The following is a 13,513-nucleotide window of genomic DNA, read 5'->3' as shown; positions in this document are numbered from 1 at the left end:
TGTTCCGCTGTTGCGCAGGCCCTCGGTCATACGGCCTGTCTTTCCTGAGAGGAACCCGCCGGCTGTGGCCGGCGGGTCGGCGTCCTGACAGTTATTCGGCCGGGGCTTCCGCCGGTGGCTGCTGCATCGCGCAGGATATGTTGCCGCCGGGTGCCGCAGCGCAGACTTCGGTGGCGTGGGTCACCTGATGGCTCTTGTTGAAGGAAAGGTCATCGGAAACCACACCCTTGTGGTGAATCGATTCCATGGCCGCGACCGTCTTGTCCGGATCGAGCGAGCCTGCCTTCGTCCAGGCTTCAGCGAGCATGTGGACGTAGTCGTAGTAGAGCAACGACACCGACGAAGTCACGCCCTTCGGAGCGCCGGCGGCGAAGTAATTGTTGAAATAGATCTTCGCATTGGCGTTGGAGGATTCACCCCAACAAATCGGGACGCAGCTCATGGCGACGGGAACGTCGGCGGAAAGACCACGCTCCTTCCAGATGCCAGGATCGACGCCGAACAGGAAATAGCTCGGAGCGACGCCGAGTTCGAGCGCCTGCGGCAGAGCCGTCAGTGTCGAGTCGCCATTGTACCAGAAGTGCACGACATCCGGGTTCAGGCTCTTGGCACGTGTCAGGAACGGCGAGAAGTCGGTGGTATCCGGCGGATAGGAGATGACCTCGGGCACTTCCTGGCCCTCAGCCTTGAGGGCCTTGACGTAGTAGGACGTGAGGAACTGACCGGTCGCATCGTTGCCGACGATGACGACGGACTTCTTCAGCGGGTGGCCGACGAGCGGCGTCAGCAGGCTCAGCACGCCACGGGCGGTCGATCCGGAGCGCTGGAATTCCTGTGGCTCGGACTGGAACAGATAATGGTCCTCGCCGCCCGGAGCGACGGATTGCGGGTTCAGGATCTTCGCGAGCGTGCTGTTGCCAGCAATCTGGATGACCTTGGCCGGCTGCGTGATCTTGGTCATTGCCAGGGTAAAGTCATGCGTTTCGGAGCCGAAGATCGCGGCGACCTTCTGGTCGCGCACGAGCTCCTGTGTGGCGGCGATCGCAGTTGAAACGTCGGTGCGGTCGTCGCGCTTGAGCAGCTCGATCTTGTAGGTCTTGTCTCCGACCTTGACGCCACCGGCGTCATTGATTTCCTTGACCGCCAGGCCGACGCCTGCGGGCAACGTATGCCCGGCCGAAACGAATGCGCCGGATTCAGCGGCGACGACCCCGATCTTGATCGTGTCTTCCGCGGACGCTGAATAGGCAGACGCGCCGAGGCCGAGCGCAAGAGAAATGCCTCCCAATACCAGTGATCGCACGGTCTCATCCTCCCAGTGCAGATTTTGCATTCTTACCGGGTTGTCGTACAACCCTGTTCTCTGATAATAGCCGTGACGGAGAATGTCAAGCAAGCCTACCGCGAGAAGCCGGCCCCGCCGGGATCGCAAACCAGGGAGTGGAACATGCGCATGAAGGAGTTCGGCCGAACCGGCCGCAAGGTCAGCGAGATTGGATTTGGTGCTTGGGCGATCGGCGCCGCATGGGGCGAGGTGAACGACGACGAGGCGCTTGCCGCACTGCATGCAGCGCTCGATACCGGCGTCACCTTCATCGATACAGCCGATGTCTATGGCGACGGTCATTCCGAACGGCTCATCGCAAAAGTAATGAAGGAGCGCGGTGGCGAACGCCCGTTCATCGCCACCAAGGCCGGACGTCGCCTGCCTCAGCAGTTCGTCGAGGGCTATAGCGCCGAGAACCTGAGCGGTTGGATCGAACGAAGCCTGAAGAACCTCGAGACGGATCGCCTGGACCTGGTGCAGCTGCATTGCCCGCCGACGGATCTCTACTATCACCCCGAGATATTTGAACGCCTCGACCGGCTGGTCGAGCAAGGCAAGATCCGCAATTACGGTGTCAGCGTCGAGCGCGTCGAAGAAGCGCTGAAGGCTATCGAATATCCCGGTGTCGTCAGCGTCCAGATCATCTTCAACGCCTTCCGCCAACGTCCGATCGAGCATTTCTTCGCCGAGGCGCAAGACAAGAAGGTCGCCATCATCGCTCGCGTTCCGCTCGCAAGCGGCTTGTTATCCGGCAAGTTCCAGAAGGATACCAAGTTCGAAGCGAACGATCATCGCCTTTTCAATCGCAACGGTGAGGCCTTCGACGTCGGCGAAACCTTCTCGGGCGTTCCTTATGAGGTCGGGCTGGAGGCCGTTGAGCGCGTCAGGCCGCTGGTATCCGGCGATACAACCATGGCGAAATTCGCGCTGCGCTGGATCCTGATGTTCGACGCCGTCACCGTCGCCATCCCGGGAGCCCGCAATCCCGCACAAGCGCGCTCCAACGCGGAAGCCGCTGATCTCCCTCCCATCCCGCAGAGTGCTATGCAGGAAATCAAGGCGATCTATGACACCACCATCAAGCAATATGTCCATCAGCGCTGGTAAGGAGTGAAAGCCATGACGAACCCAATCATCGACTCCCACCATCACTTCTGGGACCCGGCAAGCGGCGGAGACTACGGTTGGCTGAGTGGTCCCTTCGAACCGATCAACCGGAAATTCGAGCCCTCGGATCTCAGGCCGAGCCTCAAAAAGAACAGTGTGACCGGTACCGTGCTCGTACAGACCTGGAACGATCTCGGCGAGACCTGGGATTTCATCCGCACGGCGCAAGCGACCGATTTCGTCGCCGGCGTCGTCGGTTGGGTAGACCTGACCGATCCGAAGGTCGGCGACACGCTGGCGGCATTGAAGGCGGCACCCGAAGGCAAGTGGCTGGTCGGCGTGCGGCACCTGATCCAGACGGAAACCGATCCCAATTGGCTGTCGCGCGATGATGCCAAGCGCGGCCTCAAGGCGGTCGAGGCTGCCGGCCTCGTCTACGACCTGGTGCCGAACCTGCCCCAGCTGCCCTCATGCATCCATACGGTCGGGGCTTTCCCGCAGGCCCGTTTCGTGCTCGACCATATTTCGAAGCCGGAAATCCGCAATCGCGGCTTCGACGAATGGGCCGTCCTGATCCGCCAGTTCCGCTCAGAGCGTGATCATGTCTGGTGCAAGCTCTCAGGCATGGTCACGGAGGCTGACTGGAAGACCTGGACACCCGAGGATCTCAAGCCCTACGTTCGCGAGGTGCTCGAGGTGTTTGGAACCGAACGTTGCATGTTCGGTACCGATTGGCCGGTGTGCCTTGTTGCCGCAAGTTATGACAGGGTCGTCGACGCGTTGCGCGAATGCTTGAAGGACCTCTCCGAAGGCGAGCTCGTACGGATATTCGGCCTCAATGCGATCGAAGCTTATCGGCTGCCGGAATTCCAGGAGCCGAACGTATGACCGGCGGCTCGTCCCAAAGCCGCATTGGCTTTAAATCGCGTCTTGGTTTCGGCGCGAGCGGCATTGGCACGCTCTATCGCAATGTCACCGAAGCGCAGGCGGCCGAGGTGCTTTTAAGGGCCTACGAGGGCGGCATGCGCTATTTCGATAGCGCACCGCTTTATGGGCACGGGCTCAGCGAGCTTCGTCTCGGCACTTTCCTGCGCAGCGTCGATAGGAACACGGTCACGATTTCCACCAAGGTCGGGCGTTATATGGTCCCGCCCTATGGCGAGACCGTGGACTACGGCCTCTGGGCCTCGCCGCTGCGGCTGAAGCCGGTATTCGACTACAGCTATGCCGGTACGATGCGCTCGCTAGAGCAATCGGCGAGCCGCCTCGGGATCGCCGACTTCGATCTGATCTACATTCATGATGTCGATCGCTTCACGCATGGTGATGCCTACGAACGTCATTTCAATGAGGCGATCGAGGGCTGCTACCGGGCGCTCGCCGATCTGCGCAAGGCTGGTCATATCAAGGCGATCGGTGTTGGCGTCAACGAGAGCGACGTGGCGACCCGTTTCATCAAGGCGTGTTCGCTCGATGCGGTGATGATGGCTGGCCGCTACACGCTGCTGGACCGCGCCGCCGAGGTGGATCTTCTTCCCGAGGCGGCTCGTCAGGGCGTCGAGATCGTCGTCGCCGGCGTCTTTAACTCCGGCATCCTCGCCACGGGACCCGGGAGCACGACCACTACGTTCGACTACGGCGCGCCGCCGGAAGATGTCGTCGCCCGCGCCAGGAAGATTGAGGCGATTTGTGTTCGGCATGGAATTCCGTTGCAGGCCGCGGCGATCCAGTTTCCATTCCGCAATGAGCAGGTTGCCGCGGCGGTTCTCGGCATGAGCCGACCCGAGCGCATCGCAGAGAATCTGGTCTGGTCTGAGCTGGCCATTCCCACGGGGCTCTGGGCTGAAATCGACGATCTTTTTTGATCGTCGAAAGCATGAAGTGCTCGTTCAGGGTTAAGAGTTGAGGCCCTGCGTCGCTATTGCGACGCGGAGCTTTTCTGCTCTACCGGATCAGCTTTGGCCGGGTTCACAAAGGCTTCAGGCACAACCGTTCAAGCTGGTAGCTACTGCGCGTCTTCCCGCCCTCGCGGATCTGCCAACCAGGATTAACAGCGTCGGCGAGCGTGCGCCTGGCAAAGTTGATCGGCACCTCGGCGAGAGCGGCAAACGCGCCTAGAAGCTTGTCCTCAAATGCCGAGGCGCCCAGACTAAATCGAGCTCCCGCCCCTTGAAGACGATACTCTCGGCCTGTGGAGCATCGTCGTTCCTGGAGATCAACAAGACTCGGGTCGAGACTATGTCAGGCGGCGCGGGAGGGAAGCGGCGCGGCTTCGTCGACAAGCTTCTCGGCTTTCAGCTCCGACCAGAGCGAGCTTGGTATCGGCCATTGCAGGTACTGGAGGTTCTGCTTCAACTCCTCAACGGAGCGCGCGCCCGGAATCACGCTGACCACGAGTTTATGCGCAAGCGGGAACTGAAGCGCGGCGGCAGCGAGCGGGACGTTGTGGCGCTCGCAGACGGCGCGCAACCGGCCGACGCGGTCAAGTACGTCCGGCGGCGCATTCCTGGTGTTGAATGTTGCGCCCTGGACCGGACCGGTCGCCAGAATGCCCGAATTGTAGGGACCGCCGATGACGATTTTGGTTCCTTTTCGCTCGCAAGCAGGAAACAATGTCGCAATCGGCTCCTGTTCGAGAAGCGTATATCGTCCAGCGAGGAGGAAATAGTCGAACTGTCCGGCCTCGACGAAATCCGAGAGCATCTGCCACTGGTTGATGCCGACGCCGATGGCCTTGATAACCCCCTGTGACCGGAGTTCGTCCAGCACCTGATAGGCTCCCTCCATCGCCTCTTTGAACCGGCTTCTTGCATAGGGATCCTCGCCTCGGGCGAAGTGGATGGCCTCGTCCGGATCATGAATAGCCAGCATGTCGATATAGCCGGTCCCGAGCCGTTTCAGCGAGTTCTCGATCGAACGCAGAACGGCGTCGCGCGAATAGTCGAATTCCGCCCGGAATGGCGGTGCTTCGTCCCACAAGACGGGCTTGACCTCGCTGTCAGGGATCGGCACCAGATCATAGCCGACCTTCGACGAGATGACGATATCCTGTCGTGGCAACGTCCTGATCGCTTCCCCAAGCCGCGTTTCGGCAAGGCCGAAACCATAGACCGGTGCAGTGTCGAAATAGCGCAGACCATTTTCGAATGCCGCATGGACCGTGTCGTGCGCGACTTTCGGATCGGTTGCGCGGTACATGTTGCCGAGACCGGTCCCGCCCAACCCCATGGTGGTGACGCTCAACCCACTCCTGGATACGCTTCTCTTTTCCAAAATCGGCATTGATTTTCCTAACGATTTTTAGATTTCGCCAATTGCGACATGGCCGGAGACAGCTCTCTCACCGCGGCGCGCCGATTGATATTGACATAAAAGTTGTCGTACAACAATGTAACCGTATGACTAAGGATGTGCGAGAGGTGTGGCGATGGTGCAATTTTGCCCGTCGACGGCGGTTGGCTGGCGCGCTAGATCTGTCGTCGGCACCGTCCGGATCCTATCCATCCGGACGGTGCGCACCCTTTGGCTTCCGATGTCCAGAAAATCGGCGCGCAACGAGAGACTCATCGGTGCGGCCTTGATGAGATCGCGGATTCGCTCAAGTGTGCCGGACGTGGGGGCGGAGATGGCACGAGGGACATCGGGCAGTGGATGATTGTTCTGCGCTGCTCGAAGTTCTCGCAGAAAATTGCGCTGGTCTCGGACTAACGCCGTTTGCCGAACTCTATCAGGCCAGCCAGCGCTCACGTATTCGCATCTTCGCGGAAAGCAGTCCGTTCGATATGAAAGACCACCTGAAGGCGCGCGGTTACCGCTGGTCTGACGGCAGCGACGGTCGCCCGAAATGCTGGTGGACCGAGATTGCAGAAGAGGGTCTCGACGACGAACTTCGCTACCTGCGTTCGGAAATCTATCGCTGGGAAGAAGCCTTCGGCTTTTGACCGCTTCAAGGCGTGACGGTGCCTTATGGAGCGTGTGTATTGTGGGGCTGCGATTCGGTCTGAGTTGGCAAATTAAACAACACGGAATCGCCGAATTCATGCGTGCGATAGCGGCCTGCGGCAAGCGCCGCGGAGGTCTTGGCGAGCAGGGCGTCATCAGCAAAGGCTCGCAAAAGCTCGAAATGACTTTCGCCGGGCTGGTGGACGCCTGTCAGGATCGCATCGATAATGCGGAGAGGCGTGTCCCGTGCAATGCGCCCCGTTGCGACACCATTTCCGGCGCGAATGCTGCCATCCGGATTGGCAGCCGCCTCGAGTGCGCGCACGACGCTGGTGCCAATCGCGATGATGCGGCTGCCGCGGCGCTTTGCCTTTGCGATCTGCTCTCGGGTGCCCTCGGGGATGCTATAGGGCTCGTCGAAGGGGAGGCGCTGGTCGAGCCCGGGATCGCCCGTGGAAGAAATGCCCGCGGCATGAGTGAGTGATGCGAATCCGATGTTGCGCCGGCGCCAGGCCTGAAGTGTGCGCCAGTCGAGCGCAAAGCCGGCCGATGGTGCCTCGAACGCGAACGGCCGGACTGCAATCTTCGTCCAGACATCCCACAGCGCCAATGGATTGGGAACATGCGCGTATTGGATCGGCCGACCATGCTGTGCCAGGCCAGCAAACACCGCCGCGGCGTTGCTGGGGAAACGCAATTCCAGAAGTCGAGGATGATCGAGAAGGCGCTCTATGACGGCCTCCAGCGGGCCGAACCGAAGGTGGTCGCCGGGTGACAGCTGAGGCGGTGCCGGCCGGTCTTCCGTGCGCGTGCGATGATCGCCGGAGCCGAAGGCAATCGCCACGAACTGGGTAGGATCGGGAGGCGATAGCCAGCCGGCGAGGCGGATCTCGATCGCCTTCCTGCTTGGCACATGGGTTCCCTGCAAGCTGGCGGGCAGCGTCGCAGCATCATTGGCAACAACCAGGTCGCCGGGATTGAACAGGGTCGCAAGCCTGGTGCGCGGCAGGTCGCACATCATGCCGTCCGCCTCGACAACGAACAGTCTTGCGAGGTGGCTGTCGGAACGGTCGCCAGCAATCATGCTTGTCTCCCAACCGTAAGACCAGCACGGGCTGGCAACGCGTCGAGCATCTTCTCTATGATTTCTGCAGCAGCGAGATCGGGGCTTTTCAAGGTCGACGGATCGGCATCCGGAAGCGCCAGCGCGTGAAGAGGAGTGTCCATGTCGCCGGGGTCGAGCGCGACGAACCTTATGCCGTCGGACTCGGCCTCCGCGTCCCAAATGGCCGTCAGATGGGCGAGAGCGGCCTTGCTCGCACCGTACGCTCCCCAGCCGGGATAGGCGCTAACCGCCGCGTCGCTGGAGATGTTAATCACCAACGCGCCGCAGTCCTCGCGTGCCGACGCGGCAAGCGCGCCAAACAGGGCTTTCGTCAGTCTGAACGCGCCAAGGAGGTTGACCACAAGCGCCGCTTCCAGGTCTTCGCACTCGGTGTCGGCAAGAACCGCCAGAGGGACAGGGCCGAGGCTCGACGCGTTGTTGATCAGGACGTCGAGCCCGCCAAGACTGGCGGTAACCTGCATCGCGATCGGATAGATGTCGTCCTTCTTGCCGACATCGCCGACGATGCCCTCTGTGCCCGTCTCGGCTGTGATGCGTTCGACATTCGCGGCCGTGCGAGCGACGAAGGCGACACGCGCCCCCTTCGCGGCGAGTTGGCGCACAAGCGCCAGGCCCAGCCCGGAAGTGCCGCCCGTGACCACCACGCGAAGTCCCTGAACATCGATATTCTTCTGCATTGCCGGTGCTCCTTCAATCGGTATAAGCAATTGCTACAAGTTCAAGTTAACTTGAAGTCAAGCGGGAATCGTGCTCTTGTTTATGCATGGACCCGATGCTGACCATCACCGACGTATCGCGGCGCAGCGGCGTCGCCTCATCTGCCCTACGCTTCTACGAAGAGCGAGGGCTGATCGTCTCCGAGCGCGCCGGCTCGGGACATAGGCGCTATCATCGGTCCATATTGCGTCGGATCGCCTTCATCATCTTCGCGCAGCGGATCGGGTTGACGCTTGAGGAAATCGGCGTCGAGCTCGCCAAGTTGCCGGCCGATCGTGTGCCATCGCGACGGGATTGGTCGCAGTTGTCGGGCGAGTGGGCAAAACGCATCGATGAGCGCATAGCCGAGTTGCAGCGGCTGCGGTCCGGGCTTACCGAGTGCATCGGTTGCGGCTGCCTCTCGATCGACCGATGTGGCCTGGCGAACCCTGCCGACGTGGCGGGACGCAAAGGGCCGGGGCCGAGATATTGGCTGGGATGAGTATGCCGCCGTCGAAGGCTGACGATCTTAGAACCTTCGACCTGTTTCTATATTCGACAAGCAACACCGGAGCGGCAGCCGTCGCCAAAACGGCTCCTGTCGATTATCGGTAGTCTGTGCCGCGATCAACGATCGGTCGACAAACTTGACGACGACGCTAGGCTTGACCATTCCGGCCAGCTCTTCGACATCCCAGTTCGTCAGCCGGACACATCCATGAGAACCGGCGTTGCCGATGAGTTCTGGATTGGGTGTTCCGTGGATGCCATAGGTGGGGTCGGTCAGATCGATCCAGACAGTGCCAACGGGGTTGTTCGGTCCGCTGGGCAGCTTCAGTATTTTCGTGTTGTTGCCCTGCTGGAAGTTGATTTTCGGATTGTAGGTGTAAGTCGGCATACGCGCGACGCCCTTGACCCTATGCATGCCGGTTGGCGAGGGCGATTCCTTGCTGCCGATCGTGGCCGGGTATACGGCCAGCAACGAACCGTCTTCCGCAAAGGCCATGACCTGGCCCAATTGCCTGTGCGCCTCGATCCTCTTCATCTCACCGGAGCACGGGGCGCCGGGCATGGCCACCGAAATCGTTTCTCCCGCTGCAAAGGCGGCGCCGGGATTGAGAGCCTTCAAGAGGTCGATACCCATGTGAAAACGCTCGGCCAGCTTTTCAGCGATGCTCGTAGTCAAGGTGGGGCATCATCGGCGAGCCTGTCGATGACGTCCGAATCCAGCTTTCCGTCGACCGGAAGACGCTGCATGGCCTCGAACCCGGCAATCGCCTTGCCGAGATTGTCACCGTAACGGCCGTCGATCACTCCGGGAGACGCGCCGCGATAAGCTCGCAGAGGATCGTCGGAAACAGCTTCTCCGCGCGAGCAGCGCCATGCCTCGCCTGCGGCGATCTGGACCTTCCGGCAAGGCCGCGTTGGTACCCAGCCGCTTAGCCTTACAGGTCTCCCCGCCGGATCACGAACTGGACGCGTTCGCCGGCATAACGCGTCTCGTGGTAGACGATAGGCTGGCCATCCGTATCGATATCGAGACTTTCGACGAAGAGAACCGGAGAGGCATCGGATTGCCGGAGATGTTTGACGTCCTCTGGAGACGGCATTCTTGCGCTGCAACGGGTGACATCGCGCTTGTAGTCGCGCACACCATAATCAGCGAGCGCCTTGGTCATCGAATGATATTCGCGATATTTCTCGCCGAAGCCCGGAAATCGCGCAGCGGAAAGATAGGTCTCGGCCACAGAGATCGGGATCTCGTCCGCTTCGCCGATCAGCGAAATGAAGACCACGAGATCGCCTTCCGCCATGTTTAGAGCATCGGCCGCTTTCTTGTGCGCCGGCCGCTCCTCGATGACGAGCAGCGTGTGAGCCGGTGCTCGCCCCTGCGCCGCGACGTTCGTGCTGAAGCGCGTCCGCTCGCCGATCGCATAATCCAGCATACCTGGAACGACATAGGAGCCGCCGCCCTTGCGCTTGAACAGCACGCCACGCTGAACCAGTGCGCCGATCGCCTGGCGGGCCGTGTGCCTGTTAACCCCGAACTCCGAAGCAAGATCGAATTCCGATGGCAGCCGCCCGTTTGACTGGAAACGACCGTCCCTGATCTGCTGCAGCAGGGCCGCCTCGATCTGTTTCCAGAGCGGGCCTTCCTGGCCGTCGTGCAGCATGCGTTCTTCCGCCATTTTCTCTTTCCGTCATCCTTTGATCGACTCGTTACTATACTATTGCGGCTGGCGCAGCCCGAAACCATTCACTTTGCAGCCAGCATTCAGCAGGCCCGTCACGAAGCTGAAATAAAATCTGTCTAGACAGATTTCTGTCGATACGGGTTTTAAATGCATTGGGCGATCGTGACATGGCGCAACTCAGCCTATCCAACTTAACGAAGAGCTACGGGCAGACACTCGTACTGCGCGATGTCTCGCTTGAGATCGCACATGGCGAGTTTCTCACTCTTCTCGGCCCGAGCGGCTGCGGGAAGTCGACGCTGCTGCGCATTATTGCCGGCCTTGAAGTGCAGGACGGAGGGAGCCTCGCGGTCGACGGCAGAAACGTCGATGGCGAACGTCCCCGGGCACGCGATGTGGCCATGGTGTTCCAGTCCTACGCGCTTTATCCACATATGACGGTCGCCGCGAACATGGCCCTGCCGCTGCGGATGCGTCGCTTGTCGGCCTGGCAGCGCCTGCCGATCGTCGGCCGGTTTCTTCCCGGTACGCGACGCGCGGCAGCTGAAGTCGAAGCGGCTGTGGGCGAAACCGCCAATGCCCTCGGCATCGGCCATCTGCTCGATCGCAAGCCGGGGCAACTCTCCGGCGGCCAACGGCAGCGTGTGGCAGTCGGACGCGCCATGGTGCGAAACCCTGCGGTCTTTTTGATGGACGAGCCGCTTTCAAACCTTGACGCAAAGCTGCGCGTCCAGATGCGCAGCGAGATCAAGGAATTGCATCGCCGGCTTGGCGTCACCTTCGTCTACGTCACGCATGACCAGTCGGAAGCCATGACGCTGTCGGACAGGGTCGCCGTCATGCTGGATGGGCAATTGCTGCAGGTGGCACGGCCGCAGGACATCTATGCCGACCCCTCCGATCGCCGCGTCGCCGAATTCGTCGGTTCGCCGAAGATCAACCTATTGAAGGCGACAGCGCGTGATCGCAGCCATGTCGAAATCGCCGGCATGAGGGTGCCGGTTGCCGTCGAACAGCCCCCGGGCACTGCACTGACCCTCGGCGTCCGTCCGGAGGCGTTCCAGCTCGCCGCCCGCGATCGCCCTTGCATCTTCCGCGGCCGTATCCGCCTGATCGAACATCTGGGCTCCGATCTTTTCGCACATCTCGATATCGCCGGCGAGGAGCAGCCGGTGGTTGCCCGTTTGCCGGTCGAGCATCTCGCTGACGCAAACCCCGGCGATCTCCTGGAACTGAGCGTTTCCACCGAGAGGCTCCTTGTGTTCGACGAAGCCGGCCGGCGTCTGAGGACGGGCAACAATGTCGTATCGGTCAGGGAGTTCGTGCGATGACATCCGTGATCGATACGAGGCTGAATGCGCGGCATTCGCCGAAGGACAAGCCGGGCGCTGCCGCTAGAGCCGCCGCATTCGGCGAAACAATGACGGCCCTCTGGTTGGTGGGACCCGCGACAATCGCACTTGTCGCCCTCTTCTTCCTCCCCGTTCTTATGGTGTTCGGCATTGCGCTGACGGACTGGCAGTTCGGTGCAATCAGCCCACAATTTGTCGGCCTCACCAATTTCCGCGAGGTCTTTGCCGATTCTGATTTCCGCAACTCGGTCATCAACACCTTCATCTATGTGCTGATCGTCGTGCCAGTCACCGTTGTGCTCGGCCTTCTGGTCGCGATCCTCATCGAGAGCCGAGAGAGCCTCAGGGCCTTCTATAGGGCAGTGCATTTCTTGCCCTACATGGCGATGCTGGCGGCGATGGCGATTTCCTGGGAGGGGCTTCTTCACCCGACCATCGGCTTCGTCAATCAGGTCTTCGCCTTGGTCAGTCTTCCGACGCCAAACTGGCTGCGCGACGACAATACGGTGCTCGCGACGCTCGCTGTCATCGGCATATGGCAGAATCTCGGCTTTGCCATGGTGCTGTTTCTGGCCGGCCTCAAAGCGATCCCGAAGGATCTCTACGATGCGGCAAGCATCGATGGCGCCGAACTGTGGCTTGACCGGCTGCGGACCGTGACGCTGCCGATGCTCGGCCCAACGACGATGTTCGTCGTCATTGTCGTGGCGCTCAATGCTATCCGGGTGTTCGATACGGTCGAAATCCTCACTCAGGGCGGACCGGGCCATGCTTCCGACGTGCTGCTCTATACGCTCTATCGCGAAAGCTTCGAATATTTGCGCCCGGGTTACGGCGCGGCCGTAACCATTGTCTTTCTGGCGGTGGTCGTCACGCTGACGCTCGTTCAGGCCCGCGTCATGGACAAAAGGGTGCATTACGCATGAGCCTCTCGCCTCTCCGCATCGGCTCCGCTCTTGCCCGTCACGCGGCCCTGTTGCCGACCACGCTCTTTGCGCTTATCCCCTTTATCTGGATGCTCAGTCTCTCGGTAAAGCCGCCGACGGAAATATTCGGCTCACCCTTCGCACTGATCCCGCAGCACTGGGGTGCCTACGAAAATTACAGCAAGGCGCTGCACGCAGCGCCACTTGCCCGCTTCCTGCTCAACGGAGCAGTCGTCTGCCTGGCGATCCTCGTGCTGCAGATCCTGTTCTGCGCGCCATGCGCCTATGCGCTCGCCAAACTAAAATTTCCCGGACGCGGCCTGCTGTTCGGCCTCGTGCTCGTCGGGCTGCTGCTGCCGCATCAGGTGCTTGCCCTGCCGCTGTTCATTCTCTGTTACAAGCTCGGCATTCTCGACAGCTATGCGGCGCTCATCCTGCCCTTCATCGTTTCGCCCTTCGGCATCTTCCTGTTGCGCCAGTCGTTCAAGTCGATCCCGGACGACATCGTCCAGGCGGCAAGGCTCGATGGGCTCTCCGAACTTGCGATCGTCTGGCGCATCATGGTGCCGATGGCGCTGCCGGCCGTCATCGCCTTTTCCATCTTCTCTGTTGTGGCTCACTGGAACGACCTTTTCTGGCCGTCGATCGTCATCAAGAGCCGGGATCTGATGCCGCCATCGCTCGGCGCGGCCGCATTCCGAAATGTCGAGGCTGGGTCCGATTTTGGCCCGCTCATGGCCGGTGCGGTGCTCATCGTCCTGCCGCTGCTTCTCGCTTTTATCCTTGCCCAGCGATGGTTCATCGAAGGGCTCGCATCCTCTTCACTCAAATAGATCAACATG

12 protein-coding genes and 2 pseudogenes are annotated in these 13,513 nt (G+C 60.9%); 8 read left to right on the top strand and 6 right to left on the bottom strand.

Annotation, left to right across the window (positions count from 1 at the left end):
* Nucleotides 1-91: 91 nt before the first annotated feature.
* Nucleotides 92-1,303: an ABC transporter substrate-binding protein gene (locus PY649_RS22525; protein ID WP_285870934.1), complete on the bottom strand. Its 1,212-nt coding sequence runs from the start codon at nucleotides 1,301-1,303 to the stop codon at nucleotides 92-94.
* 144 nt (nucleotides 1,304-1,447) lie between these two features.
* Between PY649_RS22525 and PY649_RS22520 the strand changes: the two genes are divergently transcribed.
* The 3 genes from PY649_RS22520 to PY649_RS22510 are packed head-to-tail and all read left to right on the top strand — an operon-like array spanning nucleotide 1,448 to nucleotide 4,299.
* On the top strand, nucleotides 1,448-2,434 hold the full coding sequence (locus PY649_RS22520; RefSeq protein ID WP_285870932.1) for an aldo/keto reductase: 987 nt from the start codon (nucleotides 1,448-1,450) through the stop codon (nucleotides 2,432-2,434).
* Between the two features lie 12 nt (nucleotides 2,435-2,446).
* Nucleotides 2,447-3,322, top strand: a complete 876-nt coding sequence (locus PY649_RS22515; protein ID WP_285870931.1) for an amidohydrolase family protein — start codon at nucleotides 2,447-2,449, stop codon at nucleotides 3,320-3,322.
* Nucleotides 3,319-4,299 carry an aldo/keto reductase gene (locus PY649_RS22510; protein ID WP_285870930.1) on the top strand — a complete coding sequence of 327 codons (981 nt, stop codon included), beginning with the start codon at nucleotides 3,319-3,321 and terminating at the stop codon, nucleotides 4,297-4,299. The genes PY649_RS22515 and PY649_RS22510 overlap by 4 nt, the downstream gene beginning before the upstream one ends.
* 376 nt (nucleotides 4,300-4,675) lie before the next feature.
* Here PY649_RS22510 and PY649_RS22505 read toward each other — a convergent pair whose 3' ends face one another.
* Complete coding sequence (locus tag PY649_RS22505) at nucleotides 4,676-5,716, bottom strand: aldo/keto reductase (protein WP_285870929.1); 1,041 nt, start codon at nucleotides 5,714-5,716, stop codon at nucleotides 4,676-4,678.
* Between the two features lie 344 nt (nucleotides 5,717-6,060).
* Here PY649_RS22505 and PY649_RS22500 point away from each other — a divergent pair.
* A pseudogene (locus PY649_RS22500) lies at nucleotides 6,061-6,391 on the top strand (3'-5' exonuclease); the annotation flags it as partial.
* 7 nt (nucleotides 6,392-6,398) lie between these two features.
* Here PY649_RS22500 and PY649_RS22495 read toward each other — a convergent pair.
* Both PY649_RS22495 and PY649_RS22490 read right to left on the bottom strand, forming a co-directional pair.
* The gene (locus tag PY649_RS22495; RefSeq protein ID WP_285870928.1) at nucleotides 6,399-7,460 is read right to left on the bottom strand and encodes an S-adenosylmethionine:tRNA ribosyltransferase-isomerase; all 1,062 of its coding nucleotides are present in this window, start codon (nucleotides 7,458-7,460) and stop codon (nucleotides 6,399-6,401) included.
* Nucleotides 7,457-8,179: an SDR family NAD(P)-dependent oxidoreductase gene (locus tag PY649_RS22490; protein ID WP_285870927.1), complete on the bottom strand. Its 723-nt coding sequence runs from the start codon at nucleotides 8,177-8,179 to the stop codon at nucleotides 7,457-7,459. Before PY649_RS22490 ends, PY649_RS22495 begins: the two co-directional genes overlap by 4 nt.
* Before the next feature lie 86 nt (nucleotides 8,180-8,265).
* Between PY649_RS22490 and soxR the strand changes: the two genes are divergently transcribed.
* Entirely contained in the window at nucleotides 8,266-8,700 is a 435-nt protein-coding gene (gene soxR, locus PY649_RS22485) for a redox-sensitive transcriptional activator SoxR (protein ID WP_285870925.1), read from the top strand.
* Between the two features lie 135 nt (nucleotides 8,701-8,835).
* Here the strand turns inward: soxR and PY649_RS22480 are convergent.
* Together PY649_RS22480 and phnF are read right to left on the bottom strand one after the other, a co-directional pair.
* Nucleotides 8,836-9,527, bottom strand: a pseudogene (locus tag PY649_RS22480) (L,D-transpeptidase family protein); the annotation flags it as partial.
* Nucleotides 9,528-9,643: 116 nt separating this feature from the next.
* On the bottom strand, nucleotides 9,644-10,387 hold the full coding sequence (gene phnF / locus PY649_RS22475; RefSeq protein ID WP_285870924.1) for a phosphonate metabolism transcriptional regulator PhnF: 744 nt from the start codon (nucleotides 10,385-10,387) through the stop codon (nucleotides 9,644-9,646).
* 173 nt (nucleotides 10,388-10,560) lie between these two features.
* Here phnF and PY649_RS22470 point away from each other — a divergent pair, with 173 nt between their 5' ends.
* From PY649_RS22470 to PY649_RS22460, 3 genes are all read left to right on the top strand, one after another.
* The gene (locus PY649_RS22470) at nucleotides 10,561-11,724 is read left to right on the top strand and encodes an ABC transporter ATP-binding protein (protein ID WP_285870923.1); all 1,164 of its coding nucleotides are present in this window, start codon (nucleotides 10,561-10,563) and stop codon (nucleotides 11,722-11,724) included.
* Between the two features lie 89 nt (nucleotides 11,725-11,813).
* Nucleotides 11,814-12,671: a carbohydrate ABC transporter permease gene (locus PY649_RS22465; RefSeq protein WP_285870958.1), complete on the top strand. Its 858-nt coding sequence runs from the start codon at nucleotides 11,814-11,816 to the stop codon at nucleotides 12,669-12,671.
* Entirely contained in the window at nucleotides 12,668-13,504 is an 837-nt protein-coding gene (locus PY649_RS22460) for a carbohydrate ABC transporter permease (protein ID WP_285870922.1), read from the top strand. Before PY649_RS22465 ends, PY649_RS22460 begins: the two co-directional genes overlap by 4 nt.
* The last annotated feature ends 9 nt before the right edge of the window (nucleotides 13,505-13,513 follow it).

Source organism: Rhizobium mayense (assembly GCF_030272705.1).
Lineage (GTDB): Bacteria > Pseudomonadota > Alphaproteobacteria > Rhizobiales > Rhizobiaceae > Rhizobium > Rhizobium mayense.
This window is presented reverse-complemented; position numbering and strand designations above follow the sequence as displayed.